This window comes from Thalassiella azotivora (assembly GCF_054781695.1).
Window position 1 is genome coordinate 93,838 of record NZ_BAAGTX010000006.1, and the last position, 25,660, is coordinate 119,497.

Annotated in this window: 26 protein-coding genes; 21 read left to right on the forward strand and 5 right to left on the reverse strand. The window is 74.1% G+C overall.

Translation table 11 applies throughout. From position 1 onward, the window contains the following. Nucleotides 1–49: 49 nt before the first annotated feature. On the reverse strand, nt 50–991 hold the full coding sequence (locus ACYVQV_RS05820) for a LysR family transcriptional regulator (RefSeq protein ID WP_461022321.1): 942 nt from the start codon (nt 989–991) through the stop codon (nt 50–52). An 81-nt stretch (nt 992–1,072) separates the two neighbouring features. On the opposite strand from ACYVQV_RS05820, the gene ACYVQV_RS05825 reads away from it, so the two are divergent. Then, entirely contained in the window at nt 1,073–2,176 is a 1,104-nt protein-coding gene (locus tag ACYVQV_RS05825; RefSeq protein WP_461022322.1) for an aminotransferase class V-fold PLP-dependent enzyme, read from the forward strand. An 18-nt stretch (nt 2,177–2,194) separates the two neighbouring features. Next, entirely contained in the window at nt 2,195–3,205 is a 1,011-nt protein-coding gene (locus tag ACYVQV_RS05830; protein WP_461022323.1) for a nucleoside hydrolase, read from the forward strand. A 15-nt stretch (nt 3,206–3,220) separates the two neighbouring features. Here ACYVQV_RS05830 and ACYVQV_RS05835 read toward each other — a convergent pair whose 3' ends face one another. Next, a complete protein-coding gene (locus tag ACYVQV_RS05835) occupies nt 3,221–3,493 on the reverse strand; it encodes a DUF7218 family protein (RefSeq protein WP_461022324.1) in 273 nt (90 codons plus the stop codon). Nucleotides 3,494–3,697: 204 nt separating this feature from the next. On the opposite strand from ACYVQV_RS05835, the gene ACYVQV_RS05840 reads away from it, so the two are divergent. Beyond that, entirely contained in the window at nt 3,698–4,330 is a 633-nt protein-coding gene (locus ACYVQV_RS05840) for a UdgX family uracil-DNA binding protein (protein ID WP_461022325.1), read from the forward strand. Nucleotides 4,331–4,345: 15 nt separating this feature from the next. On the opposite strand, the gene lexA is transcribed toward ACYVQV_RS05840, so the two are convergent. Next, nucleotides 4,346–5,092, reverse strand: coding sequence for a transcriptional repressor LexA (gene lexA, locus ACYVQV_RS05845; RefSeq protein WP_461022326.1), 747 nt, complete (start codon nt 5,090–5,092; stop codon nt 4,346–4,348). A 386-nt stretch (nt 5,093–5,478) separates the two neighbouring features. On the opposite strand from lexA, the gene ACYVQV_RS05850 reads away from it, so the two are divergent. Then, entirely contained in the window at nt 5,479–5,934 is a 456-nt protein-coding gene (locus ACYVQV_RS05850) for a LysM peptidoglycan-binding domain-containing protein (protein WP_461022327.1), read from the forward strand. Here ACYVQV_RS05850 and ACYVQV_RS05855 read toward each other — a convergent pair. Continuing rightward, a complete protein-coding gene (locus tag ACYVQV_RS05855) occupies nt 5,907–6,704 on the reverse strand; it encodes an MBL fold metallo-hydrolase (protein WP_461022328.1) in 798 nt (265 codons plus the stop codon). The genes ACYVQV_RS05850 and ACYVQV_RS05855 overlap by 28 nt on opposite strands. A gap of 92 nt (nt 6,705–6,796) precedes the next feature. Here ACYVQV_RS05855 and ACYVQV_RS05860 point away from each other — a divergent pair, with 92 nt between their 5' ends. Then, on the forward strand, nt 6,797–7,297 hold the full coding sequence (locus ACYVQV_RS05860) for an OsmC family protein (RefSeq protein WP_461022329.1): 501 nt from the start codon (nt 6,797–6,799) through the stop codon (nt 7,295–7,297). Between the two features lie 77 nt (nt 7,298–7,374). Then, nucleotides 7,375–7,821 (forward strand): nitroreductase family deazaflavin-dependent oxidoreductase, encoded by a 447-nt coding sequence (locus tag ACYVQV_RS05865; RefSeq protein WP_461022330.1) that lies wholly within the window; start codon nt 7,375–7,377, stop codon nt 7,819–7,821. A 45-nt stretch (nt 7,822–7,866) separates the two neighbouring features. Here ACYVQV_RS05865 and ACYVQV_RS05870 read toward each other — a convergent pair whose 3' ends face one another. Continuing rightward, nucleotides 7,867–8,604, reverse strand: a complete 738-nt coding sequence (locus ACYVQV_RS05870; RefSeq protein WP_461022331.1) for a GOLPH3/VPS74 family protein — start codon at nt 8,602–8,604, stop codon at nt 7,867–7,869. 207 nt (nt 8,605–8,811) lie between these two features. On the opposite strand from ACYVQV_RS05870, the gene ACYVQV_RS05875 reads away from it, so the two are divergent. From ACYVQV_RS05875 to add, 15 genes are all read left to right on the forward strand, one after another. Beyond that, nucleotides 8,812–9,126, forward strand: a complete 315-nt coding sequence (locus tag ACYVQV_RS05875; RefSeq protein ID WP_461022378.1) for a (2Fe-2S)-binding protein — start codon at nt 8,812–8,814, stop codon at nt 9,124–9,126. Beyond that, complete coding sequence (gene bfr / locus ACYVQV_RS05880; RefSeq protein ID WP_461022332.1) at nt 9,008–9,487, forward strand: bacterioferritin; 480 nt, start codon at nt 9,008–9,010, stop codon at nt 9,485–9,487. Before ACYVQV_RS05875 ends, bfr begins: the two co-directional genes overlap by 119 nt. Before the next feature lie 123 nt (nt 9,488–9,610). Next, nucleotides 9,611–12,970 (forward strand): SpoIIE family protein phosphatase, encoded by a 3,360-nt coding sequence (locus ACYVQV_RS05885; protein ID WP_461022333.1) that lies wholly within the window; start codon nt 9,611–9,613, stop codon nt 12,968–12,970. Further along, a complete protein-coding gene (locus ACYVQV_RS05890; RefSeq protein WP_461022334.1) occupies nt 12,967–14,019 on the forward strand; it encodes a DNA polymerase IV in 1,053 nt (350 codons plus the stop codon). Before ACYVQV_RS05885 ends, ACYVQV_RS05890 begins: the two co-directional genes overlap by 4 nt. A gap of 199 nt (nt 14,020–14,218) precedes the next feature. Then, nucleotides 14,219–14,770, forward strand: coding sequence for a helix-turn-helix domain-containing protein (locus tag ACYVQV_RS05895; RefSeq protein WP_461022379.1), 552 nt, complete (start codon nt 14,219–14,221; stop codon nt 14,768–14,770). Between the two features lie 180 nt (nt 14,771–14,950). Further along, nucleotides 14,951–16,021: an ABC transporter substrate-binding protein gene (locus ACYVQV_RS05900; RefSeq protein ID WP_461022335.1), complete on the forward strand. Its 1,071-nt coding sequence runs from the start codon at nt 14,951–14,953 to the stop codon at nt 16,019–16,021. Between the two features lie 44 nt (nt 16,022–16,065). After that, nucleotides 16,066–16,872 (forward strand): ABC transporter ATP-binding protein, encoded by an 807-nt coding sequence (locus ACYVQV_RS05905; protein ID WP_461022380.1) that lies wholly within the window; start codon nt 16,066–16,068, stop codon nt 16,870–16,872. Further along, the gene (locus ACYVQV_RS05910; protein ID WP_461022336.1) at nt 16,872–17,705 is read left to right on the forward strand and encodes an ABC transporter permease; all 834 of its coding nucleotides are present in this window, start codon (nt 16,872–16,874) and stop codon (nt 17,703–17,705) included. The genes ACYVQV_RS05905 and ACYVQV_RS05910 overlap by 1 nt, the downstream gene beginning before the upstream one ends. A gap of 165 nt (nt 17,706–17,870) precedes the next feature. After that, nucleotides 17,871–19,229: an FAD-dependent oxidoreductase gene (locus ACYVQV_RS05915; protein ID WP_461022337.1), complete on the forward strand. Its 1,359-nt coding sequence runs from the start codon at nt 17,871–17,873 to the stop codon at nt 19,227–19,229. A 3-nt stretch (nt 19,230–19,232) separates the two neighbouring features. Next, nucleotides 19,233–20,459 carry a CaiB/BaiF CoA transferase family protein gene (locus ACYVQV_RS05920; RefSeq protein WP_461022338.1) on the forward strand — a complete coding sequence of 409 codons (1,227 nt, stop codon included), beginning with the start codon at nt 19,233–19,235 and terminating at the stop codon, nt 20,457–20,459. After that, nucleotides 20,456–21,268, forward strand: coding sequence for an enoyl-CoA hydratase-related protein (locus ACYVQV_RS05925; RefSeq protein WP_461022339.1), 813 nt, complete (start codon nt 20,456–20,458; stop codon nt 21,266–21,268). Before ACYVQV_RS05920 ends, ACYVQV_RS05925 begins: the two co-directional genes overlap by 4 nt. Before the next feature lie 171 nt (nt 21,269–21,439). After that, nucleotides 21,440–22,345 carry a dihydrodipicolinate synthase family protein gene (locus tag ACYVQV_RS05930; RefSeq protein ID WP_461022340.1) on the forward strand — a complete coding sequence of 302 codons (906 nt, stop codon included), beginning with the start codon at nt 21,440–21,442 and terminating at the stop codon, nt 22,343–22,345. After that, complete coding sequence (locus tag ACYVQV_RS05935; protein WP_461022341.1) at nt 22,345–23,133, forward strand: SDR family oxidoreductase; 789 nt, start codon at nt 22,345–22,347, stop codon at nt 23,131–23,133. Before ACYVQV_RS05930 ends, ACYVQV_RS05935 begins: the two co-directional genes overlap by 1 nt. 70 nt (nt 23,134–23,203) lie before the next feature. Beyond that, on the forward strand, nt 23,204–24,634 hold the full coding sequence (locus ACYVQV_RS05940) for an aldehyde dehydrogenase family protein (RefSeq protein WP_461022342.1): 1,431 nt from the start codon (nt 23,204–23,206) through the stop codon (nt 24,632–24,634). Next, on the forward strand, nt 24,631–25,641 hold the full coding sequence (add, locus tag ACYVQV_RS05945) for an adenosine deaminase (protein WP_461022343.1): 1,011 nt from the start codon (nt 24,631–24,633) through the stop codon (nt 25,639–25,641). The genes ACYVQV_RS05940 and add overlap by 4 nt, the downstream gene beginning before the upstream one ends. The last annotated feature ends 19 nt before the right edge of the window (nt 25,642–25,660 follow it).

The following is a 25,660-nucleotide window of genomic DNA, read 5'->3' on the forward strand; positions in this document are numbered from 1 at the left end:
CCCGTCACCGACCCGTCGCTGACGAGGGCGTTCCGGCGAGGACGCGGCGTCAGCCGTCGAGGCGGGTCATCTCCTCGCCGAGGTCGGCGGCGGTCTCCACGAGCACGTCCACGGCGGCCGCCACCGCCGGGACGCGCAGCAGGTCGGCCGTGGTCACCGCGTGCACCTGGCGGGTCGACGGCGGGGTCACGCGGCGCAGGACGACGTCGGTGTTGCGCGACGCCTGCAGCACCATCCCCGGGATGAGCGCCACGCCCAGCCCGGCCGACACCAGCCCCAGCACCGCGACGTAGTCGTCGGTGGCGTACGCGACCTCCGGCTCGAAGCCCGCCGCGTCGCAGACCTGCAGCAGGTGGCCGCGGCAGCGGGGGCAGCCGGCGATCCACGTCTCGGAGTCCAGGTCCGCCAGCGCCACCTCGGAGGCCCGGGCCGCGGGGTGCCCGGGCGGCAGGGCGAGCCACAGGGGGTCGGTCAGCAGCGGCCGGGTGACCAGGCCGCGCAGGTCGCCGGTGTCCTCGCCACCGAGCTCGTTGCCCGGGTAGGAGAACGCGACGGCGAGGTCGCAGCGACCGTCGCGCAGCTGCTGCAGCGACTCCGGGGGCTCGGCCTCGGCGAACGTCACGCGCACCCCCGGGTGGCGCTCGCGCAGCCGCACCAGGGCGCGGGGGAGCAGCGTCGCCGACGAGGAGGGGAAGGCCGTCAGCCGCACCCGGCCGGTGCGCAGCCCCGCGAGCGACTCGACCTCCTCGCGGGCGGCCTCCAGCGCGGCCGTCACGGCGGCCCCGTGCCGGGCGAGGACCTCCCCCGCCTCGGTGAGCCGCACGCCGCGGCCCGCGCGCTCGAGCAGCGCCGTCCCCAGCCGGCGCTCGAGCCGGCGTACCTGCTGGCTCACCGCGGGCTGGGACGAGCCGACCACCGCGGCGGCCGCGGAGATCGTCCCGGTGTCGGCGATGGCGCGCATCATGCGCAGCGCGGAGGGGTCGAGGTCCACCACCCGACCATAACGTCGGTGATGGGTGGGAGACCTGACTGTCGGTTGTGTGATCCCTCGACCGCGCGGTGCACTGGTGGGGTGACGACCTCGACGACCGCGACCCCCTCCCTCGACCGCCGCGAGACGCCGGGTGCTCTCGAGGCCGCGCGCGCCGCGTTCGACCGGGTCCCCGGGCACCTGGACGCCGCGTCGGCGGGTCTGCCGCCGCGGACCGTCCAGGCGGCGCTGCGCGGCGCGCTCGACGAGTGGGCCGCGGGCAGGGCCACCCCGGCCGGCTACGACGAGGCCGTACGACGCTCCCGCTCCGCGTACGCCGGTCTCGTCGGCGTGGAGGCGGACCGGGTGGCCGTGGGGTCGCAGGTGTCCGTGGCCGCGGGGCTCGTCGCCGCCGCGCTGCCCGACGGCGCCGAGGTCGTCTGCGTCGACGGCGACTTCTCCTCGATGGTGCACCCCTTCCTCGTGCACGCCGACCGGGGCGTCACCGTCCGGCACGTGCCGCTGGACGGGCTGGCCGAGGCGCTGCGCCCGTCGACCACGCTGGTCGCCTTCTCCCTCGCCCAGTCCGCGTGCGGCTCGCTCGCCGACGCCGTCGCCGTGCGCGAGGCCGCCGCCCGGCACGACGTCCTGACGTTCTGCGACCTCACCCAGGCCGCCGGCTGGATGCCGGTGGACGCGGGCGGTTTCGACCTGACCGTCTGCTCGGCGTACAAGTGGCTGTGCGCCCCCCGGGGCAGTGCGTTCCTCACGGTCGCCCCGCGGCTGGAGGAGCGGTTCCCGCTGCGTCCGCTGCACGCTGGCTGGTACGCGGGCGAGTCGGTGTGGGACTCCTGCTACGGGCCGGGCATGGAGCTCGCGCACAGCGCCCGCCGGTACGACGTCTCCCCGGCGTGGATGCCGTGGGTGGGGACGGTGCCGGCCCTCGAGCTGTTCGGGTCCGTCCCGGCCGAGGACGTGCGCCGCTGGGACGCCGGCCTGGCCGACCGGGTGCGTGAGGCGCTGGACCTCCCGCCCGCCGGTCGAGCCGTCGTGTCCCTGGACGACCCGGACGGCACGTTGCGGTCGCGCCTGCTGGACGCCGGTGCCCGCGTCGCGGGCCGGGCCGGCAGGGTGCGCCTGGCGTTCCACCTGTGGAACGACGAGGACGACGTGGACCTCGTGGTCCGCACGCTGACGCGCCGCTGACCACCTGGGGAGGAGCCCGTGCCACGTCCGCCCGGCGCGGCGCCGGTGCCCGTGGTGCTCGACGTGGACGCCCGCGAGGACGACCTCGTCGCGGTCGCGGTGGCGGCCGGGCACCCCGACCTGGACCTGCGGGCGGTCACGGTGACGGGCGCGCTGCCGGACGACGAGACCGGGGCGGAGCGGGTGCGCGCGCTGCTCGGTGCGATCCGCGGGAGGTCGGGGACGGGGCCGGAGCTCCTGCGGCCCGAGGACGCGGGGGAGCAGGTGGCGGGCACGGGCGCGGCCGGCCTGGCCCGGGCGCTCCAGCAGGTGCCCCGGAACGCGGCTGACCGGTCACCGGCTCGGGCGGGCGGGTGCGTCCTGGTGGTGACCGGACCACTGACCTCGGCGGCCGAGGTCGCGGTGTCCAAGCCTGATCTGCTCTCGCGGGTCCGACGACTGGTGTGGATGGGCGGGGTCCTCGGGCCGGGCGTGGTGGGCACCCGCGGAGGACGGGTGTGGGAGCAGCCGCGCCCCGGCGGCGGGCGGCTGCCGGACGTCGAGACGAACGCCCGCGCCGACCCGAGGGCTGTGCGCACGGTCCTGTGCGGCGTCCCTGGTGCCCGCGGCGTCGGGCCGGTGGTGCCGGCGACGGTGTGCGGCCTGGACGCGACGTTCGGGGCGCTCGTCGACGACGGCGTCGTCGACCGGATCCGGGGGACGGCGCGGGACGCGGCGCACGCAAAGCTCCTGGACCGTCTGGTGGCGTTCGCGCTGGCGCACGAGACGCGGTACCGACGCGACGCCGGACTCGCCCACCCGCCGCTGCACGACGCCGTCGCCGTGGTCGCGGCGGCCCGTCCCGAGGTGCTGCGCACGGTGCCGGGTGGGGTGAGGGTGCAGGTCGAGGGTCCGCGGGCGGGGCGGCTGCACCTCGGGACCGCCGGGCCGGGCGCCGTCCCGGTGCACGTGGCGACCGGTGTGGACACCACCCTCCTGTGGGACCACGTGGTCCTGGCGCTCGCCCGGCTCGGCGGCGGCCCGCGCTGAGCCGCCCGCGCGCGGCTAGTGGTTGCGCAGGGCGTCGATCAGCTCGTCCTTGGTCATCGAGGACCGTCCCTCGATGTCCAGCTCGGCCGCTCGGCCACGCAGGTCGTCGACCGTCCAGTCCTCGTACGAGCCCGAGCTGCCGCCCTTCTCCCCGACGTCGCTGCGGCTGCTGTTGCTCGCCGCGTTGGCGATCCGGGCGGACTTCTCCTTCGAGTTCCCCTCGTCCCGGAGCTTCTCGTACAGCTCCGGGTCCTTGACGCTGGGGCCGGGGTCCTTCTGACCGGGCACGGTCTCCTCCTCCTCGTCGGTTGGGCGTGGAGCGCCCTCTCACCGTGCACCCGCTCGTCGTGACCGGCCACTCCAGCCGGCCTCCTGAGGTCGGGTCGCACGAGGTCCCGGCCGGTCGTAGCGTCCGGTCGTGGCCGGCGCGCGGGTGGACGCGCCCCGGGCAGGGCGCCGGCCCAGCCGTCGCGACGCCGGGGTGGTGAGGACGTGGAGCGTCCGGGTGCGCAGCAGTGGGTGCCGTCGGGGGGTCGGGTCGGCGTCTCCACCCTGAGGCGGGCGGCGGAGGCGTGCCGCGGGTGCGAGCTGTACCAGGACGCCACGCAGGTGGTGTTCTCCTCGGGGCCCGCCAGGGCGCGGATGGTGCTCGTCGGTGAGCAGCCTGGTGACGTCGAGGACCGGGAGGGCGAGCCGTTCGTCGGACCAGCCGGACGGCTGCTGCGCAAGGCGCTGGCGGAGGCAGGGCTGGACGCCGGCACCGTGTACCTGACGAACGCCGTCAAGCACTTCCGCTTCACGCCGACCCGCGGTCGCCGGCGGCTGCACCGGACGCCGGACCTGGCGCACCTGACGGCCTGCCGGCCGTGGCTCGACAAGGAGCTGGCGGTGGTGCGGCCGGAGGTCGTCGTCCTCCTCGGGGCCACCGCGGCGAAGGCGGTCTACGGCTCGTCGTTCGCGGTGACCCGGCAGCGGGGGGTGGTGATGGCCTGGCCGTCCCCATCGGGACCGCAGGCCGTGGCGACCGTCCACCCCTCGGCGGTCCTGCGTGCCCGCGACCGCCGGGACGAGGCCTTCGACGGTCTCGTGCAGGATCTGGCCGTGGCGGCCGCGGCCCTCGGCTGAGCGGCGTGGACCGCGTCAGACGCTGCGCAGCACCGCGACGACGCGACCGAGCACGGTCGCCTCGTCGCCGGGGATCGGCTCGAACGCCGGGTTGTGCGGCAGCAGCCAGACGTGGCCGTCGCGACGCTTCAGCGTCTTGACGGTCGCCTCGCCGTCCAGCATCGCGGCGACGATCTCGCCGTTCTCGGCGACGGGCTGGCGGCGTACCACCACCCAGTCGCCGTCGCAGATCGCGGCGTCCACCATCGAGTCGCCGACCACCTTGAGCAGGAACAGCTCGCCGTCACCCACGAGCTGGCGGGGGAGGGGGAAGACGTCCTCGACGGCCTGCTCGGCGAGGATCGGCCCTCCGGCGGCGATGCGGCCGACGACGGGGACGTACGACGGCGCCGGGCGGTCGTCGCCGGAGCCGGTCTCGTCGACGGCGCCGGGTGTCACGACCTCGATCGCGCGTGGGCGGTTCGGGTCACGCCGCAGGTAGCCCTTGCGCTGCAGCGCCGTCAGCTGGTGGCTGACGCTGCTCGGGCTGGTCAGGCCGACCGCCTCCCCGATCTCCCGCATGCTCGGCGGGTACCCGCGGCGCGTGACGGCCTCGCTGATGCACTCGAGCACCTTGCGCTGGCGCGGCGTGAGGTCCGTGCCGTCGGCCGCATCGGGCAGCTCGTGCACGGTCGCCTCCACCTGCGGGCCGACCGGTACCGCGCCGTCGGTCGCCGTGCCCTTGCTCGTCCTGCCGCTCGTCCTGCTCCGCCTCGTGGCCACCCTCGCTCCTCCCGTGGTCGGGTGCCGCACCCGAACCGCCCGCACACCCGCCTGACCGGACCCCGCGCGCACGCCGAGACCGCCTGCACCGACTCGCCGTGCCGTTGGTGATCACCGTAGTCCGACGGACCCCTGGGTTCAAACAGGTGTTCGACTGCGTGTCATGCGAGGCGCTGCTCCGATCGGGTGACCCGTCGCGGGCCGGGCTGTCGGTGGTGGCTGCTGCAGTGGCTGCTGCAGGTCGGGTCCGACCGGCGGACCGGGAGGCGGTTGCTCACGGCGAGAGCGGTGGACTCGTTCGAACAGGTGTGCTAGACATCGAACCTGTGTTCGACTCGAACACGAGTTCGACCCGGCTCAGCCGGTGACGAGGAGCGGGAGGGACCATGAGCGCAGCCACCCTGGACGTCCGCCTGACGGGCGGGTGCCCGCCACGGGACGTCGACGCCCTCGTCCTGTCCTTCCCGAGCCGGCGGACGTCGAGCCGCACCGAGCCGGCGCCGGGCCACGCGTCGCGGGCGCGGCTGGCTCGGCCCGCGCGTGCGGAGCGGCCGCTCCGGCTGACGCGGCGCGGTCGCCTCGTCGTGACCCTGACGAGTCTGCTGGTCGTGACCGGGCTGGGGGTCCTGGGCGCCCAGACGGCCACCGGCGGGACGACGGCGGCCGAGCCGACCGGCCTGGCGTCGGTGACGGTGCTGCCCGGGGACACCCTCTGGTCGATCGCCCTCGAGCAGGACGCCGAGGGCGACGTCCGCGACCGCGTGGCAGAGATCCGGTCGCTGAACGCCTTGAGCACCTCGAATCTGCAGGCCGGTCAGGTGCTGCTCGTCCCGACGTCCTGACCCCCGACGTCCTGCCTCCTGGCGTCCCAAGTCCCGGCGTCCTGGCTCCCGACTCCCTCACCCGGCGTCCGGGGCCCGGCAGCGCGCTCGCGCAGGTGCGACCGCTGCTGCTCCACGAAGGTCCGGTCCACCGCCGCGCCGTGACCGGGGATGACGACGTCACCGTCGCCGATCCGTCCGAGCAGGCGCCCGAGCGTCGCAGGCCACGCCCTGAGGTCGCTGTCCGCGCCGACCGAAGGGGGCCCCGACTCCTCGACCAGGTCACCGACCAGCCAGCACCCCGCGGCGGGGACGTGCACCACCAGGTCGTGGTCGGTGTGACCGCGACCCGGGTGCCACAACCGGACCTCCCGGTCGCCCAGGAGGACGCGGTGCTCGTCGACGACGACCTGGTCGGGTTCGACGAGCCGGACCTCCCCGAGACCAGGCACCGGACCGTCACCGTCGCGCACCCACCGCTCCAGGTCGGGCCGCTCGTAGGCGTCGAGGTGACCCGCGAGCCGCTCGTGGCCGTACACCGGGACCGGCCCCGTGGACGCGAGCACGCGGTGCGTGCCGAAGGAGTGGTCGAAGTGCGCGTGGGTGAGCACGACCGCCCGGACCGGCACCGCGAACACGACGAGGTCCTCCAGCAGCCGGCGGGCCTCGCGGGCCGAGGACCGCGTGTCCACCAGCAGCAGGCCGTCCTCGCCCCTGACGACCCCGACCGTCACGTCGAACGGGTCGTACCTGCCCTGCAGCACGCCGTCCGCGACCTCCACCCACCTCACGGGACGGACGGTACGCCGCAGCCCGACCGGTCAGGTCCCGCCGACCGCGCCGGCGCTGCCGACCGGGCCGGTGCCCTGAGAGAGTGGGTCCCATGGCCGAGACCCCTTCCCCGCAGCCTGCGCCGACGGCTGCCGACCCGACCGCCGCCGACACGACCGCCGCCGACACGACCGCCGCGGACACCCACCGCGAGGTCACCCTCAGCCGCCTCGACACCGGCGTCTACCTGGCGCGCAACGCCCGCGGCGGTGAGCTGAGGTTCGGCAGCACCGCGGGCGCCGACTTCACCCCCGTGGAGCTGCTCCTGGCCGCCATCGGCGGGTGCTCGGCGGTGGACGTCGACGTCGTGACCGGCAGGCGCAGCCCCGCCGACCACTTCGAGGTCGTCGTCGGGGCCGACAAGCACCGCGACGCCGACGGCAACAGCCTGCGCGACATCACCGTCACCTTCCGGCTGCGCTTCCCCGACGGCGCGGACGGCGACGCGGCCCGGCAGGTCCTGCCCCGGGCCGTCTCCGCCTCGCACGACCGCACGTGCACCGTCAGCCGCACCGTGGAGCTGGGCACGCCGGTGACCGTGGTCGTGGACTGAACTCCGAGCCCGGTGCAGGACGCGCCCGCGGGCGCGGTGGGTGGTGCGCGCGTGAGCCCGTCGCGTTGAATGACGACGTGACCCGACTCGAGGACAGCGCCTACACGCCCAGCCCCAGCGAGTTCGTCCGCCGGCAGGTGGAGCAGTACGAGAGCAGCGGTGGGACGTCCGTCCCGCTGATCCAGGGCCGACCGACCGTCCTGCTGACGATGCGTGGCGCCCGGACCGGCGGCGTGCGCAAGGTGCCCCTGATGCGCGTCGAGCACGACGGCCGGTACCTGGCGGTCGCCTCGATGGGGGGCGCGCCGTCCCACCCGGCGTGGTACCACAACCTCGTCGCGAACCCCCGCATCCTCCTGCGGGACGGCACCACCCAGACCGAGGTGGTCGCCCGCGAGCTCGACGGCCCCGAGCGCGAGGAGTGGTGGCAGCGCGCGGTGGCGGCCTTCCCGCCGTACGCGGAGTACCAGACCAAGACCGACCGGCTGATCCCCATCCTCCTGCTGGAGCCCGTGGCCGCCTGAGAAGCGCGCCGGGCCTGGGCAGGGCGACGACCGACGGCGCCGTGGTCAGGTCGCGGTGGTCGCCGCGACGGTCCCGGCCACGATGACCGTGGCCATCACGGCGGCGTCGACCTCCTCCACGGCCTTGCGCACCGCCGCGGGCGCCCAGTCGGCCGACGTGAGGTCCTTCGCCCGCCGCGCCACGGCCTTGCGGTCCCCGTCGGGGACGACCTTGTGCAACGCGTCGACCGCAGCCAGCAGGCCGACGAGCGCCGTGGTCCGGGGGTCACCCGGGTGACCCCCCAGGACCACCCACCGCAGGCGGTGCCGGACCCGCTGCTCGGGGTGGGGGTCGGTCTCGGGCCACGCCCGCGTGCGGAACAGCCCCAGCACGCGGCCCTCCCGCTCCTGCACGATCCCGGCGGCCGTCAGGCGGTTCAGCAGGCCCTCCCGCAGACCCCGGGCGAGCGGGCCGAGCGCGTCCTGGGGCTTCCTGCCCGACCGGTGCGCCACGCGGGCGAGCGCCTCGCCGAGCAGGGGGTCCGCGGGGGCCGGTGCGCCCGTGGTGAGGAGACGCCCGACCGGCAGCGGCCCGCCGTCCGCCCCGTGCTGGGTCCCGTCGGAGACGACGACGTGACCGCCGAGGGCGAGCTCGGCGAGGACGGCGCCGGCCAGTGCGGGGTCGAGCCGGCTGCCGTCGACGAGCGGGCGCCCGGTGTGCTCGTCCAGCAAGAGCAGGAGGAGCTCCTCGGCCAGCAGCAGGGGGTGGCGCACCGGGTCACCGGTCGGTGGGGACGTGCTCACAGGGGGCCTCCTCCTCGTCGCCGGGCACCGCCCGGTCCGCGTTCCCGTCCGCGCCCAGTCTGCGCGGGGTCGCTCTCGTGGGCATCGACCCTCCGGGCGGTCGACCGGTTCCCCCTCGCGACGGACCCGCGCCCCCGCCGCCGTCCCGCGGGTCGGGACAGCGACATCGACCACAGCGAGACTTAGGCTAGCCTTGCCTCCGTGATCGTGTGCCACTGCGAGGTCGTCAGCGACCGCCAGCTGCGGGCCGCCGTCGACGACGGCGCCTCGACGCTGGCCGAGCTGTGCCGACGGACGGGTGCGGGGCAGAGCTGCGGTGGCTGCGTCTTCACGGTGAAGGCCGTCCTCTGCCAGCATGGCGTCGCGCACACGCCGTCGAGGGGAGAGGTCCCGCATGCAACCCGTGAGCCCGCGAGTGGTGGAGCTGCTCAACTCGGCGCTGACGTTCGAGCTGACGGTCACCAACACGTACTTCCTGCACGCCAGGATGCTGGACAACTGGGGTTTCTCGCGGCTGGGTAAGGTCTTCTACGACCTGTCCATCGACGAGATGAAGGACGCGGACGCGCTGATCAACCGCATCCTCATGTTCGACGGGCACCCGAACGTGCAGAAGCTCAACCCCATCACCGTCGGCGAGGACGCCCACGAGATGCTGCGTCTCGCGCTGGACAGCGAGAAGGCCGCCGTCGCCCAGTTCAACGCCTCGGCGCAGGAGTGCCACGACCTCGGTGACCACGGCACGGCCGCCGTGTTCGAGGAGATGGTGCGCGAGGAGGAGGAGCACGCCGACTGGTTCGAGGGCCAGCTCGACGCCATCGAGCGGATCAGCATCGGCCAGTACCTCGCCCAGCAGATGGAGCCCGGGCACGCGCCCGGCTGACCCGCAGGCCCGTTCCGCGCGAGCATGCTCCACCCGGGCTAACGAACCATCACGCTGCGTCCCCGCTCGCCTACGCTGATCCCTCGACGTCCGCCCCTGCGGCGGGCCGGTGGGGAGGTGCACGTGGGCAACGGCGCGGAGGTCGTGGCCATCGCGGGCGACCCGGACGCGGTCCCGGCGGCGCGCAGGGCCACCGCGGAGGTGCTGGTCGGCGGCCGGTTCGAGGTGCTGGCGGACGACGCGACGCTGGTCGCGACCGAGCTGCTGACGAACGCCCTGCTGCACACCGGGTCCACCGCCGTGCTGCGGATCGTCCCCGGGGCGCAGGTGCTGCGGATCGAGGTCCAGGACTCCGGCCGCCACCTGCCGGTGCTCGGGACGCCGTCCAGCGAGTCGATGACCGGCCGCGGGCTGGCCCTGGTCGACACGCTGTCGCACCGCTGGGGCGCCACGCCGATGCCGGGCGGCAAGGTCGTGTGGTGCGAGCTGGCCCCCGACGGCGCGGCGGACCCCGTCCCCGACGCGTCCGGTCGCCGGCGTCCGGGTGGGCCGGAGCTCGTGCAGCCGGGGACCGCGGGCACGCTCACCGTGGACCTCGGCGAGGTGCCCACTGCCCTCGTGCTGGACACCAAGGCGCACGTGGAGAACCTCGTCCGGGAGCTGATGCTGCTGCGCGTCGGTGGCGGCTCCGGCCGCGGCCCGACGCTGCCGCGCCGGGTCGACGACGTCCTCGACGTGCTGACCGGCCGGTTCGTCGCGGGGCGGCGGGCACTGACCCGCCCCGCCGTGGAGGCCCGTCGCCGGGACCGCGACCGCACCCACCTGGTGGTCACGCTCCCCGCGGCCGAGGTCGACGACGCGGAGCGCTACCTGGAGGCGCTGGAGGAGGCGGACGCGTTCTCCCGCTCCGGGTTGCTGCTGACCCAGCCGGCGCCGCCCCAGCACAAGGTCCTGGTGCGCTGGTACGTGGACAGCCTGACCGGCCGCCTGCGGGAGCGCCGCGCGGGCCGGACGCCCGCCCGGGTGCTGACGCTGGAGCAGCGGCTGCTCGACGAGCTGGGATCCGTCGCCGCGGCGCGCCGTACCGCCGAGCGCGCGTCCCGGCTGCAGGGACTCACCGCCGAGCTCGCCGCCGTGATGACCTGGCCCGACGCCGCGCGGGTCGTGGTGCGCGCCGGTGCCGGTGCGCTGCGGGCCTCCGGCGGGGGCCTGCTGATCCCCGTGCGGGACGGCAGCGCGCTGGAGGTCTCCGGTGCCGTCGGCTACGGGCGGGACGTCGTCGAGCGGCTGCGCGACGAGACGGCGGACGACGACCTGCCCGCCGCCACCGCGATGCGCACGGGGGAGCCGGTCTGGGTCCGCACTCCCGCGGAGCGCGACGAGCGGTTCCCGCGGCTGGCCGACGTGGAACCGGGGACGGCGGCGATCTGCGCGCTGCCGCTGGAGGTCAAGGGCGCCGTCGCCGGCGCCCTGCGGCTCAGCTTCGAGGAGCCCCAGGCCTTCGACGAGGACGACCGGACGTTCCTGCTGGCCCTGGCGGCGCAGACGTCGCTGGCGATGGAGCGCACCGCGCTGCACCGCGCCGAGCGCGACGCCCGCGGCTCGGCCGAGCGGCTGGCGCGCCGGCTCGAGCGCCTGCAGCGCGTCACCGCGGAGATGGCCGGTGCCGGCGACGTGGACGCCGTCTGCCAGATGATCGTGACGCACGTCGCGGGTGCGCTGGGCGCCAGCGTCGCCACGGTCTCCCTCGTCGAGGGCGACCAGGTGCACCTCATCCGCTCCAACGGCGGGTCCGTGGGCCTGCACGAGCGCTGGGGGGCGTTCTCGCTGGACGCCCACCTGCCCGTCAGCGAGGCGATCCGCAGCCGGCGCGTCGTCGTCGTGCCGGACCGGCTCGAGCTCGGTGAGCGCTACCCGCTGCTGGCGGCCGAGCCGGCGCAGGCCGGGTCGCTGGTCGTCCTGCCGCTGGCCGTCGGGGACCGGCCGATCGGCGCGGTGACGCTGACGCTGACCGACCGCACCGAGGTCAGCGACGTCGCCGAGCTGAGGTTCCTGGAGACCCTCGCCGACACCTGCGCCCAGGCGGTGGACCGGGCCCGGGCGCTGTCGGCGGCGCGGGAGGCCTCGCAGAAGCTGGCGCTGCTCGCCGACGCCAGCGCCGTCCTGGCCCAGGTGGACGGCTACCGCGACGCCCTGGGGCAGGTCGCGCGCCTCGTCGTCCCCCGGCTGGCCGACTGGTGCGCGATCACCGTCCGCGAGTCGGGCCGGCTGCAGCCCGTCGCCGTCGCGCACGTCGACCCGCAGCGGGTGGCGTGGGCGCGGGAGCTGATCTCGCGCTTCCCCGGCCTGCTGGACGACACCAGGGGCGCGGCCCAGGTCGTGCGCACCGGGGTCAGCGAGCTGACCCCGGTGGTCACCGACGAGCTGCTGGAGCTCGCCGGCCTCGAGGGGGACCTGCTCGAGGCGGCCCGGGGTCTCGGCGTCCGCAGCTCGCTGACGGTGCCGCTGACCGGTCGCACGGGGACGTTCGGGGCGATCCAGCTGTACTACGCGGAGTCCCGACGCCAGTACACGACCGCCGACCAGGCGCTGCTGGAGGACCTGGCCCAGCGCGCCGCCGTGGCCGTGGAGAACGCGCGAGCGTTCGAGATGCAGAAGGCGCAGCTGGCCTCCGTCAGCCGGGTGGCGGAGGTCGCCCAGCACGCGATCCTCGCGCCGGTTCCGCACCGGCTGGGTCCGGTGCGGCTGGAGGGCACCTACGTCAGCGCCAGTCGCGACGCGCTGATCGGCGGCGACCACTACGAGGTCGTCCCGCGCGAGGACGGCGTCCGGTTGATCATCGGCGACGTGCGCGGCAAGGGCCTGGACGCCGTGCGGCTCGCGACCGTCGTCCTCGGCATGTTCCGCGCCGCCGCCGCCGACCACGACGACCTGGCGGACGTCGCCCGGGAGGTCGACCAGCGCCTGCGGCCCTACCTCGGGCCGGAGGACTTCGTCACCGCGCTGATGGTCGACCTCGACGACGACGGCTGGTGCCGGGTCGTCAGCTGCGGGCACCCGCCGTTGCTGCGCGCGCACGACGGCCGGCTGGAGGTCCTGCAGACCCCGTCGGCGCTGCCGTTCGGGCTCGGCGCGGACCCGGAGCCCGGGGCGATCCGCCTGGTCCCCGGCGACCGGCTGCTGCTGTACACCGACGGCCTGGTCGAGAGCCGCGACCGTGCCACGGGCGAGTTCCTGGCGCTCGAGCAGGTCGCCGCGCCGCTGCTGGGGGAGGACGTCGGCCAGGTGCTGGGCAACGTGCTCGCCGAGGTCCAGGACCGGGCCGGGCAGCGGCTGGCCGACGACCTGGCCATGCTCGTGGTGGAGTACGACCCGGAGCCGGCGCCCGTGGCCGGTGCGGGGCGGTCGACGGCCGGTGACGGTGCCGGTGACGTGCCCGTGCATGGCGAGGACGCGGCGACGCGGGCAGATTGCCCCGCGTGACCTGGTGGGTCCTGCACGTCGACCTGGACCAGTTCGTGGCGGCCGTGGAGGTCCTGCGCCGCCCGGAGCTGGCCGGCCTGCCCGTGGTGGTCGGCGGCGACGGCGACCCGACCAAGCGGGGCGTGGTCTCGACCGCGTCCTACGAGGCACGTGAGCACGGCGTCGGCTCCGGGATGCCCCTGCGCGTGGCCGCCCGCAAGTGCCCGGACGCGGTCTTCCTGCCCGTCGACGCCCCGGCGTACGAGGCCGCGTCGGCGGTGGTCATGGAGACGCTGCGGGCGCACGACGCCGTGGTCGAGGTCCTCGGCTGGGACGAGGCGTTCCTCGGTGTCGAGGCCGACGAGCCCGAGGCGTTCGCGCGCCGGCTGCAGGACGCCGTCCTGGCGGCCAGCGGGCTGCGCTGCTCGGTGGGGATCGGCGACAACACCCTGCGCGCCAAGACCGCGACGGGGTTCGCCAAACCCGCTGGCGTGCACCGGATCACGCGCAGCACCTGGTTCGAGCACGTCGGGGACGAACCGCCCGACGCGCTGTGGGGTGTCGGCCGGGCCACCCGTCGCAAGCTCGCCGAGCTCGGCGTCACCACGGTCCGCCAGCTCGCCGAGGCGGACGAGGCGGTCCTGGCCGCGCGCCTCGGGCCGCGGATGGGCCCCTGGTACCGGTCGGTCGGGCGCGGCGTCGGTCGGCGCGAGGTCCACGGGGAGGCGTACGTGCCGCGCTCGCACAGCAGGGAGACGACGTTCCAGAGCGACCTGACGGACTGGGACGCCGTCCGCGCGGAGCTCACCGCTCTCGCCGCGAGGGTGGCCCGCGACGTCGTGGACGACGGGCGGCCGGCGGTCCGGGTCGCGGTCAAGGTCCGGTACGCGCCGTTCCTCACCCAGACCCGCAGCGCGCCGCTGCCGGAGCCGACGCAGGACGCCGGCGCGCTGCGGGACGCCGCGCTGGCCGTGCTTGAGCGGTTCGAGGCCGGCCGGCCGGTGCGGCTGCTGGGCGTGCGCGCCGAGTTCGCCGACGGAGGCAGCCGGCTCGGACCGGGGCGGCGGTGAGTCCGGGTTACCGGCGGGTCACCAAACTCGCCAGATTGTGAAAACTTCATTTCGTTGCCACTCGGGCGTTGACGTGACTGAAGAACTGATGGTCTAGTGAAGACGTGAGCCCGACCACACCCGATCGGAGGACCGCGTGACCGCGGAAGCGACCGAGGCCGGCGGCACCCTCCCCGGGCGGCCGAACACCGAGGCGTTGATGGCCACCGTCGGGACCCAGCTGCGGACGCTGCGCAAGATGCGGCGCCTGACGCTGGAGGAGCTGGGGCGTCGCAGCGAGGTCAGCATGGGCCTGATCAGCCAGATCGAGCGTGGCCGGGGCAACCCCTCGTTCAACACGCTCGTGCAGATGGCGCACGCGCTCGACGTGCCGATCGGGCGTCTCTTCCACACCGCGGAGGAGACGTCGCCGGTGGTGCGTGCGGCGGAGCGCCGCAGCCTCGACGTGCACAACGCCGGTGGCATCGACGCGCTCCACGAGCTGCTCACCCCCAACCTCGAGGGCGCGCTCGAGTCGATCTGGGTGGAGGCCCCCGCCGGCTACGACACCTCCGAGACGCCCTTCACCCACCCCGGCGAGGAGTTCGGCCTCGTCCTGTCCGGCCGCCACGAGGTCTACCTGGACGGCGTCCGGCACGAGCTCGGGCCCGGTGACTCCATCACCTACCCGAGCACCACCCCGCACTGGTACCGCAACCCCGGCCCGGAACCCGTCACCGCCGTCTGGGTCATCACACCCCCCACCTTCTGACCCGTCCGGGTCGCCGGCCCCCAGCGCCGAGCGGTCCGGCAGGCAGCGCCACCGCTCGCTGCTCACGCTCCGTCACGCGGAGTCGCATCGTCACACCCTCACGCCGTCGACCGCCGACGGTTCCGCACCCCTACCCACTTGAGGTCACCCACCGTGACCACGGAGGAACGGATCATCACCATGACCACGACCCCCGCACCCTTCACCCGTCGCAGCTTCCTCACCCGCTCCGGCCTCGTCATCGGCGGCGCCGTCGGCGGGACCACCCTGCTGGCCGCCTGCAACGACGCGGCCCGCGACGCCAACACCGGCGGCGGTTCCGGCGGTGGCACCGAGAACCTGTCGCTGCAGCTCGGGTGGCTGATCAGCGAGGGCCAGCTCGGGGAGGCCGTGGCCATGTCCAAGGGCTACTACGCGGACAACGGCATCAACCTGTCGATCTCTCCCGGCGGCCCGAGCATCGACGGCGTCGCGCTCGTCGGCGGCGGCCAGCACGACCTCGGCGAGGTCAGCTCCAGCCCGTCGCTCATGCTCGCCCGGTCCCAGGGGGTGCCGGTCAAGGCGTTCGCCGTCGGCGTCCAGGAGCACCCGTACGCCTACGTGTCCCTGCCCGACAACCCCGTGAACGAGCCGCGCGACCTCATCGGCAAGAAGGTCGGCACCCAGGCGACCGGGCAGGTCCTGCTGTCCGCGCTGCTGGCCAAGAACGACATCGACCCCGCCGACGTCGAGGTCGTCGTCATCGGCGCGGACGTCGTCCCGCTGACCACCGGCCAGGTGGACGTGTGGACCGGCTGGCTGAGCAACACCACCGCGATGCGCCCGCTCGGCGGCGACTTCGTCACGATGCGGCTGTGGGACGCGGGCATCCAGCTGTACGGCTACCCGTACTACGCCACGGACGACACCCTCGAGCAGAACGCCGAGCTGGTCCAGAAGTGGACGGCCGCCACGGCGCAGGGCTGGATCGACGCCCGCGACGACCTGCAGGCCGCCGCCGAGGCCGTCGTGGAGCTGCAGCCCACGCTCGTCGCCGACGACATCCGCGAGCAGGGTGAGGTGCTGCTCGAGTTCGCGTTCACCGGTTTCACCGAGGAGAACGGCTGGGGCGCGATGGACCGCGAGGTCTGGCAGAGCCAGATCGACACGTGGGCCGAGCTCGACCAGTTCAAGGGGGCCGCGCCGTCCGTGGACGAGGTCGTCACCCTCGACGTCCTCGACGCGACGTCCGACGACCGCCAGATCGCCTGAGCGCCGGCACCTCCCGCGCCCCGACCCTGATCGGAACCGTGAGCATGACCCACACCACCGTGAGCACCCCGTCCGGTACGACCACCGACCGCGGCGCCGTGTCCCTGCGCGACGTCACCGTCACCTTCGACACCGACAGCGGCCACGTCACCGCCCTCAAGGACGTCAGCGTCGACCTGGAGGAGTCGTGCTTCGTCTCCCTCCTCGGCCCGTCCGGCTGCGGCAAGTCCACGCTGCTGCGCGTCGTCGCCGACCTGCTGCACCCCACCGACGGTGACGTCACCGTCCTCGGCGCGGCGCCCGAGGAGGCCCGCAAGGCCCGCAAGCTCGGCTTCGTCTTCCAGGACGCCGCGCTGCTGCCGTGGCGGACGGCGATCGAGAACGTCCGCCTCCCGCTGCAGGTCGGCAGGCTCGCCAAGGACGCCGACCACGACTCGCCGGAGCGGCTACTCGAGCTCGTGGGCCTCAAGGGTCGCGAGGACGCCTACCCGCACGAGCTGTCCGGCGGCATGCGCCAGCGCGTGTCCATCGCCCGCGCCCTCGTCTGCAAGCCGAAGGTGCTGCTGATGGACGAGCCGTTCGGTGCCCTGGACGAGATCACCCGCGACCGGCTCAACGAGGAGCTGCTCAAGATCTGGCAGGCCACGGGGACGACGATCCTGTTCGTCACGCACAGCATCCCGGAGTCGGTCTTCCTCTCCCAGAAGGTCCTCGTGCTCTCCTCGCACCCCGGGCGGGTGCGCGAGCTCGTGCCGATCGACCTGCCCTACCCGCGTGAGCTCGCGGTGCGAGACACCCCCGAGTTCACGGCCATCGCCGCGCACCTGCGCCAGCTGCTGGAGACCTGCTGATGACCACCCTCGCCACGACCGAGACCGAGAAGGACCTCTCCGGGCCGCCGACGCCCCCGTCCCGCAGGCGCCGTCGCCACGGGGTGGGCCGGCTCCTGCTGCCCCTGGGCGTCGCCGCGGCGATCCTGCTGATCTGGCAGCTCGTGACCGACGTCTTCGGGATCCCCACCTACATCGTGCCCTCGCCCGTCGAGGTGTGGGAGTCCCTGCGGACCAACTGGTCCATGCTCATGCAGAACACGTGGCCGACGTTCATCGAGTCGGTCGCCGGGTTCGTGCTCGGCAACGGCGTCGCGATCCTGCTCGCCGTGCTGTTCGTGCACTGGAAGACCGCCGAGCGGGCCCTGATGCCCGTCGCGGTGTTCGTCCGGACCATCCCGATCGTCGCCGTCGCGCCCGTGCTGGTCATCATGTTCGGCCAGGGCTACACGCCGAAGATCCTCATCGCCGCGCTGATCTCCTTCTTCCCGACGCTGGTCAACATGGTCAAGGGCCTGGAGTCGGTCGACAAGCAGTCGATCGAGCTGCTGCGGGTGCTGTCCGCCTCGCGCGCCGAGGTGTTCTGGAAGGTGCGGGTGTTCGCGTCCCTGCCGTACCTTTTCGCCTCCCTGAAGATCGCGGCCGGCAACGTCGTCATCGGCGCGATCGTCGCCGAGTGGATCGGCTCCCAGGAGGGCCTGGGCTACCTGATCATCCAGGCGACGTACAACTTCAACACGCCGCTGCTGTACGCGACCATGGCGGTCGCTTCCCTGATGGCGGTCGTGTTCTTCGCCCTCGTCGGCCTCGCCGAGCGGCTCGTCGTGACGTGGGAGGCGGAGGTCACCGCCTGACCCCGCGCGCCGGCGGCCGGGCCCGACCGGCCGCCGGCGCCCTCCCCGCGCAGTTCCGCACCGCCCGCGCAGCCCCGCACCGCCGAGCAGCACGGCCTGCGCCGGTGCCAGCCCCCAGCAGTCCCGCGCGCCCCGCGCCGGTCTGCCGTACCGAAGGAAAGTCCCATGCAGCAGTCCGACCTGAAGCTCTCCTCCGCCGACCTGGACGCACCCGTCGTCAGCCGCTCCGACGTCGTCGTCGTCGGCGGGGGACCGGCCGGGGTCAGCGCCGCGGTCGCCGCGGCCCGCACCGGCGCCAGCGTCACCCTCCTCGAGCGCTACTCCGCCCTCGGCGGCCTCGCCTCCGGCGGCATGGTCCTCGTCCTGGACGACATGGCCAACGGCCAGGAGATCTCCGTGACCGGCATCGTCTCCGAGTACGTCGACCGGATGGAGAAGATCGGCCTGGCGGTCTACCCGCCGGAGTCCGACCGGTACTCCTCGACCGAGACCTGGAACAGGTGGGGCCGCTGGGGGACGTTCGACTTCCACTCCCACTCCAGCCCCAAGCCGATCTGCTACGCGGTCGCGTTCGACCCTGACGGCTGGAAGCGCGTGTCCAACGACCTGGTCCGCGAGGCGGGGGTGAACCTGCGGCTGCACTCCTGGTTCTCCCGCCCGGTCGTGGACGACGGCCGGCTGAAGGGCGTCGTCGTCGAGACGAAGCAGGGCCCGCAGGCCATCCTGGGAGACGTGGTCATCGACACCACCGGCGACATCGACGTCGCCTCCCGCGCCGGCGCCGGGTACGTCAAGGACAACTACCTGACGACCCTGGTCTTCCGGCTCGGCGGCGTCGACACCGACGCCGCGGAGCGCTTCGAGCAGGAGAACCCCCGCGAGGCCCGGGCGATCAACCGCAAGGTCAAGCGCATGCTCGGCGGGGCGTGGGACCTGTGGTGGCTCAAGACCCCGATCCCCGGCGTCGTGTGGTGCAACTGCCCGCACATGACCGGGTACGACGGCACCGACCCGGCGTCCCTGACCGCGGCCGAGTTCGACGCCCGCGAGCGGATGGCCGCCGCCGTCGAGTACGTGAAGGAGAACCTGCCCGGGTTCGAGAAGAGCTACCTCGTCGACGTCGCCGAGCAGATGGGCGTGCGCCAGACGCGGCTGCTGCAGGGCGAGTACGTCGTCACCAAGGACGACGTCACCGGCCGGGTGCACTTCCCCGACTCGGTCGCCCGCGGCCGCGACTACTACACCCCGTACCGGGCGCTGCTGCCCCGCGAGGTCGACCAGCTGCTCGTCGCCGGCCGCCACTACTCGGCGACCCCGGACGCCCAGCGGATCTCCCGCGAGATCCCGCCCTGCATGGCGATGGGCCAGGCGGCCGGGGTGGCCGCCGGTCTCGCCGTGGACGCCGGCACCACCGTCCGCCAGGTCGACCCGGCCCTGATCCAGGCGAAGGTCCGCGAGCAGGGCGGCGACCCGGGCGACGTGCCCGCCCCCAACGCCACCGTCCCCGAGCTGTCGGAGGTCTGAGCCGTGGTCGAGATCCACCCACCCGCGCACGTCAACCCGCACGACCGGACGGCGCTGCCGCTCAAGGGCATCACCGTCGTCGACTTCACCCAGGTGTACATGGGCCCGAGCTGCACGCAGATGCTCGGCGACTACGGCGCCGACGTCATCAAGATCGAGCGGCCCGGCGTCGGGGACCTGTCCCGGTCGTCCATCCCGGACAAGGACGGCAAGGACAACCCGATCTTCCTGTCCATCAACCGCAACAAGCGCAGCGTGTCCGTGGACACCCGCACCGACGAGGGCAAGCAGGTCGTCCACCAGCTCGTCCGTGACGCCGACGTGGTCGTCAGCAACTTCCGCGCCGGCGTGATGGAGCGGATCGGGTTCGGCTACGACGCGCTGCACGAGATCAACCCGCGTCTCGTCTGGGCCCAGGGGACCGGCTTCGGCGAGTCCGGCCCGCTGTCGCACAAGGGCGGTCAGGACGTCATCGCGCAGGCGTACTCCGGGGTGATGTGGCGCCGTGAGGCGCCGGAGATCCCGCTGAACGTGTACCCGACGACGCTGTGCGACTACACCACCGGGATGCACCTCATGCAGGGCATCCTGATGGCCCTCATCGCGCGGGACCGCACCGGTGAGGGCCAGCGGGTCGACGTCACCATGTACGACTCGATGCTGCACATGCAGATGCAGGAGGCCTGCATGCAGCTCAACCGCGGCTACGAGATCAACTGGGCGAGCATGCCGCTGTCGGGCGTGTTCGAGACCCAGGACGGCGCGGTCGTCATGGTCGGCGCCTTCAAGCAGAACCCGCTGCAGGACATCTCCAAGGCCCTCGAGCTCGACGAGGACCTGTCCGAGCGCGAGGAGTTCTCCACCCAGGAGAAGATGTTCGCCCAGCGCCCCGCGCTGCAGAAGATCTTCTCCGACCGGATGGCGACGAACACGACCGACCACTGGGTCAAGCGCCTCGAGGGCGAGGACATCCTCTGCGCCCCCGTCCGCACCATGGCCGAGGCGCTCGAGGACGAGCAGACCGTCGTCAACCAGATGGTCATCGAGGTCGAGCACCCCACCGCCGGGACCGTGAAGATGCTCGACGCGCCGATCAAGCTGTCCGCCACCCCGCACCAGGTGCGGCGGGTGCCGCCGCGCCTCGGCGAGCACAACCGCGAGGTGCTCCTCGAGCACGGCTTCGACCCGGAGACCATCGACGCGCTCGTGGAGGCGGGGGTCCTGCGGTGAGCGCCCCCTCCGAGGCCACGCCCGCCGTCGACGAGGTGCGGTTCGAGGTCGTCGACCACGTCGCCCGCGTCACCATCGACCGGCCCGGCGTCCTCAACGCCGTCGACCGCCCCACCCACGACCGGCTCAACGAGGTCTGGGCGGCGATCGAGGCCGACCGGGACGTGCGCGCCGTCGTCCTGACCGGGGGAGGGGAGCGGGCGTTCTGCGTCGGCGCCGACATGTCCGCCTCGGCCATCGACAAGTCCGGCGTGGAGTACTGGGCGGACCTGGACCCGAACGGGTTCGGCGGCCTGTCGCTGCGCCGCAGCCTCGACGTCCCCGTCATCGCGCGCGTCAACGGCTACGCCCTCGGCGGCGGGATGGAGATGGTGCTCGGCTGCGACATCGTCATCGCCTCCGAGAAGGCCCAGTTCGGGCTGACCGAGCCCCGCGTGGGCCGGCTGCCCCTGGACGGCGGCATGCCGAACCTCGTCCGCCGCGTCCCGCACGTGCAGGCGATGGGCATGCTGCTGACCGGGCGGCGCGTCCCGGCCGCCGACATGCACCGGATGGGCCTGGTCAACGAGGTCGTCGCCCCCGACGAGCTCGACGCGGCCGTCGACAGGTGGCTCGCCGACGTCCTGGCCTGCGCGCCGACGTCCCTGCGCGCCATCAAGCAGCTCGTCCAGCGCACCGAGCACCTGACCGCCAAGGAGGCCAACACGGTGCGGCTCCCCGCGCTCGTCGAGGCCCTCGACAGCGAGGACAGCCGCGAGGGCGTGCTGGCCTTCCAGGAGAAGCGCCCGCCCCGCTGGACCGGCCGCTGACCCGCCCCACCCCCTTCCCCGTGATCTTGCAGAAGTGATCGCCCCCCAGTCAGAAGTGCAAGATCACGGGGGAGGGTGGAGGGAGGGACGGTGGGGCGGGGTACCGCACTCCACGATCGTGATCTTGCAGAACTGTTCGCTCAGGAACCGTCCGCTCAGGAGAGGAAACCCATGAGCACCGCCCACCTGGCCCCCGGGGTGTGGGGAGTCGTCGCTACCCCCTTCAACGGGTCCACCTTCGACGTCGACGAGGGCAGCCTCGCCCGGCTCGTCGAGCACTACGAGTCGATTGGCGTCGCCGGTCTGACCGTGCTCGGCGTGTTCGGCGAGGCCGCCGCCCTCGACACCGACGAGCGCCGCTCCGTCCTCGAGGCCGTCTGCGACACCGTCGAGCTGCCGCTCGTCGTCGGCGCCACGTCCCTGGCCACCGCCCCGGTGGTCGAGGAGGTCCGCCTCGCCCAGGAGGTCGTCGGCGACCGGCTCGCCGGCGCCATGGTGCAGGTCAACTCCGGCAACCCGACCGTCCTGGCCAAGCACCTCAAGGCCGTGCACGAGGCCACCGGCGCCGGGATCGTCGTCCAGGACTACCCGGCCGTCAGCAACGTGAGGATCACCCCCGACGCGCTCGTCACCGCGATCAAGGACCTCGACTTCGTCGTCGCCGTCAAGGCCGAGGCCCCGCCGACCACCGTCGCCATCGCCACCCTCACCAAGCACCTCGACGTGCCGGTGTTCGGTGGCCTCGGCGGGATCGGCCTGATCGACGAGCTCGCCGCCGGGTCCGCCGGGGCGATGACCGGGTTCTCGTTCCCGGAGGGCCTGCAGGCGTGCGTCGAGGCGTACCGCACCGGCGGGTACGACGCCGCCCGGGAGGCCTTCACCCCGTACCTGCCGCTGGTGAACTTCGAGCAGCAGGTCGGGATCGCCCTGGCCATCCGCAAGGAGTGCCTGCGCCGCCGCGGCCTCGTCCTCGAGGGCGGTGTCCGGCCCCCGGCCACCCCGCTGCCCGAGGCGCTCGTCGACCAGCTGCGCCGGCACGTGGACGCCGTCCCGCAGCACCAGGTGGTGGCTGCCTGATGGACCTCCAGCTGAACGGACGCACCGTCCTCGTCTGCGCCTCCACCGGAGGGCTCGGCGAGGCCGTCGCCCGCGCCGTCGCCGCCGAGGGCGCCAACGTCGTCGTCTCGGGACGCCGCGGCGAGCGCGCCCGGGAGATCGCCGCCGAGCTCGAGGCCGCCGGCGCCGCGAAGGCCGTCGGCGTCGAGGTCGACCTCACCGCGGACGGCGGCGCCGACGCGCTGCACGCCGCCGCCGTCGAGGCGTTCGGCGGGGTCGACGTCCTGGTGCTCAACGGTCCCGGCCCCAAGCCGGGCACCGCGGACACGGTGGACGCCGAGGCCGCCGAGGCCGCCGTCCGGACCCTCGTCAGCCCGCACGTGCGGCTCGTGCAGCTCGCGCTGCCGCGGATGCGCGAGCAGAAGTGGGGCCGGGTGCTGGCCGTCGGGTCCAGCGGCGTCCAGTCGCCCATCCCGAGCCTGGCCCTGTCGAACCTCGGGCGGGCCGCGCTCGCCGGCTACCTCAAGACGCTCGCGTCCGAGGTGGCCGCCGACGGTGTCACCGTGAACATGCTGCTGCCCGGCCGGATCGCCACCGACCGGGTCGCGTCCCTCGACGAGGCGCAGGGCAAGCGCGAGGGCACCACCGCCGAGGAGGCCGCCGCGAAGTCCAAGGCCACCATCCCCGCGGGCCGCTACGGCGACCCGGCGGAGTTCGGCGCCGCCGCGGCGTTCCTCGTCAGCGGCCCCGCGTCGTACGTCACCGGCGTCGCGCTGCGCTGCGACGGCGGGATGGTCCGCAGCCTCTGACCGGCAGCTCGCCGGCCGAACCAGAACAGACCAGAGAACGAACCGCACCCGAGACCACGGGAGAAGCATCGTGACCACGCAGGTCCAGAACCTCGTCGCCGGCCAGTGGGTCGGCGACCCCACGAACGAGCGCCGCAACCCGGCCCGCCCCGACGAGGTCGCCGCCGTCGCACCGCGCTCCGACGCCTCCGTCGCCTCCGACGCCGTCGCCGCGGCGGTCGAGGCCCAGAAGGGCTGGGCCGCCATGCCGGCCCCCGCCCGCGGCGCGATCCTCCTGGACGCCGCCGACCTGCTGCGCCAGCGGCACACCGAGGTCGCCGAGGACCTCGTCCGCGAGGAGGGCAAGACCCGCACCGAGGCGATGGGGGAGGTCCGCCGCGCCATCGACGTGCTGCGGTTCTTCGGCTCGCACGGCTGGCGGCTCGGCGGCGACGTGCTGCCGTCGTCCCTGCCCCGCACCCAGGTGCTCACCCGGCACGAGCCGATCGGCGTCGCCGCGCTCATCACCCCGTGGAACTTCCCGATCGCCATCCCCGCGTGGAAGATGGCGCCCGCCCTGATCAGCGGCAACGCGGTCGTCATCAAGCCGGCCGAGCTGACGCCGCTGTCGACGACCCACCTGGCGCGCGCGCTCGTCGACGCCGGGCTGCCCGAGGGCGTGCTGAACGTCGTCCACGGCAAGGGCTCCGTCGTCGGCGACGCCCTCGCCCGCGACGAGCGCGTCGGCGCGCTGTCGTTCACGGGGTCCACCAAGGTCGGCCTCGGACTGCAGGAGGTGCTCAACGAGCGCCGCGCCCGGATCCAGACCGAGATGGGCGGCAAGAACGCCTACCTCGTCGTCGACGACGCCGACGTGGCCTCCGCGGCCAAGATCATCGCCGCGGGCGGGTTCTCCCTCACCGGGCAGGCGTGCACCGCGACGTCCCGCGTGTACGTCACTCCCGGCGTCCACGACGCGTTCGTCGAGGCCCTGGCCAAGGAGGCCGCGGCGTTCCAGCCCGGCGACGGCCTGGCCGAGGGGACGACGATGGGCCCGGTCGTGAGCGACGACCAGCTGTCCACCGACCTCGGCGCCGTCGAGCGCGCCCGCGGCGAGGGCGCGACCGTCGTCACCGGCGGCGAGGTCCCCGACGGCGCGTTCTTCGCCCCGACCGTGCTGACCGACGTGGCGCACGACTCGTACGTGGCGACGCACGAGGTGTTCGGCCCGGTCGTCGCCGTGATGGGCGTCGCCGACTACGACGAGGGCGTCGCCCGAGTCAACGACTCCCAGTACGGCCTGACCGCGGGGATCTGCACGACCAACCTGCGGTACGCGCACGACTTCGCCGACCGCGCCCAGGTCGGCGTCGTGAAGATCAACCGTCCCACCACGGGGCTCGACCTCAACGTGCCGTTCGGCGGCGTGAAGGACTCCTCGTCCAACACGTTCCGCGAGCAGGGCGCCACCGCGATCGAGTTCTACACCTGGGGCAAGACGATCTACCTGGGCCAGGAGTGAGCGCCTCGTCCTCGCCGGTGCAGGTCGACCAGCCGCTGGGGGAGCGGCTGGTCGACCTGCCCAAGGCCGAGCTGCACGTGCACCTGGAGGCGTCGATGCGGCCGGCCACGGCCGCCGAGCTCGCCGAGCGCGACGGGCTGACCGGTCCCCGGTCCGGTCCGTTCCGGGACCTGACGGAGTTCGTCGGCGAGTACGAGGTCGCCCGTGACCTCATCGGGTCGCTGGACGACCTGCGGCGCGTCGCCCGCGAGCTCGTCGAGGACGCCGCCGCCCAGGGCGTCGTGTGGACCGAGGTGCACCTCATCCCGCCCACGTACGCCGGGCGGCTCGGCCCCGACGACGCGGTCGTCGAGGCCGTCCTCGACGGGTTGCGCGCCGGGCCGGACGCGCCGTCCGCCGCGGGGGTCGTGCTGGGCGTCAACCGGGGCCTCGGGCCGCAGGCCGCGGAGCGCTCCCTCGACCTGGCCGTCCGGTACGCCGGTCGCGGCGTCGTGGCGTTCGGTCTCGCCGGCGACGAGGCGAACCACCCGCCGCAGGCGTTCGCGTCCGTGTTCGCCCGCGCCCGCGACGCGGGTCTGGTCGCCGTCCCGCACGGAGGGGAGGGGGCGGGGCCGGAGAACGTGCGGTCCTGCGTCGAGGACCTCGGCGCTTCCAGGGTCTGCCACGGGGTGCGCGCCGTCGAGGACCCCGCGGTGCTCGCCCTGCTCGTCGACCGCGGGGTCGCCCTGGACGTCTGCCCGTCGTCCAACGTGTCGCTGCAGGTCGCGCCGTCCATGGCCGAGCACCAGCTGCCGCGCCTGCTGGAGGCGGGCGTGAAGGTGACGCTGAACAGCGACGGCCCGCTGTTCAGCGGTGCCACCGTCAACGACGAGTACCGCCTCGCGGCCGAGGTCCACGGGATGGACGACGCGGCGCTCGCCGCGATCGCCCGGACGTCGATCGAGGTCAGCTCCTGCCCGTCGCCGAGGCGGGACCGGGCGCTGGAGGGCATCGCCGCCTGGGCGTGAGCGACCCCGCTCCCTCGTC

Bases quoted from the DNA above. Each gene is read 5' to 3' on its own strand.
- ACYVQV_RS05850 (WP_461022327.1), top strand. From the start codon at position 5,479: ATGAGCGCAGCCACCCTGGACGTCCGCCTGACGGGCGGGTGCCCGCCA.
- ACYVQV_RS05930 (WP_461022340.1), top strand. From the start codon at position 21,440: ATGAGCACCGCCCACCTGGCCCCCGGGGTGTGGGGAGTCGTCGCTACC.
- ACYVQV_RS05935 (WP_461022341.1), top strand. From the start codon at position 22,345: ATGGACCTCCAGCTGAACGGACGCACCGTCCTCGTCTGCGCCTCCACC.
- ACYVQV_RS05895 (WP_461022379.1), top strand. From the start codon at position 14,219: ATGGCCACCGTCGGGACCCAGCTGCGGACGCTGCGCAAGATGCGGCGC.
- ACYVQV_RS05910 (WP_461022336.1), top strand. From the start codon at position 16,872: ATGACCACCCTCGCCACGACCGAGACCGAGAAGGACCTCTCCGGGCCG.
- ACYVQV_RS05900 (WP_461022335.1), top strand. From the start codon at position 14,951: ATGACCACGACCCCCGCACCCTTCACCCGTCGCAGCTTCCTCACCCGC.
- ACYVQV_RS05915 (WP_461022337.1), top strand. From the start codon at position 17,871: ATGCAGCAGTCCGACCTGAAGCTCTCCTCCGCCGACCTGGACGCACCC.
- ACYVQV_RS05905 (WP_461022380.1), top strand. From the start codon at position 16,066: ATGACCCACACCACCGTGAGCACCCCGTCCGGTACGACCACCGACCGC.
- ACYVQV_RS05860 (WP_461022329.1), top strand. From the start codon at position 6,797: ATGGCCGAGACCCCTTCCCCGCAGCCTGCGCCGACGGCTGCCGACCCG.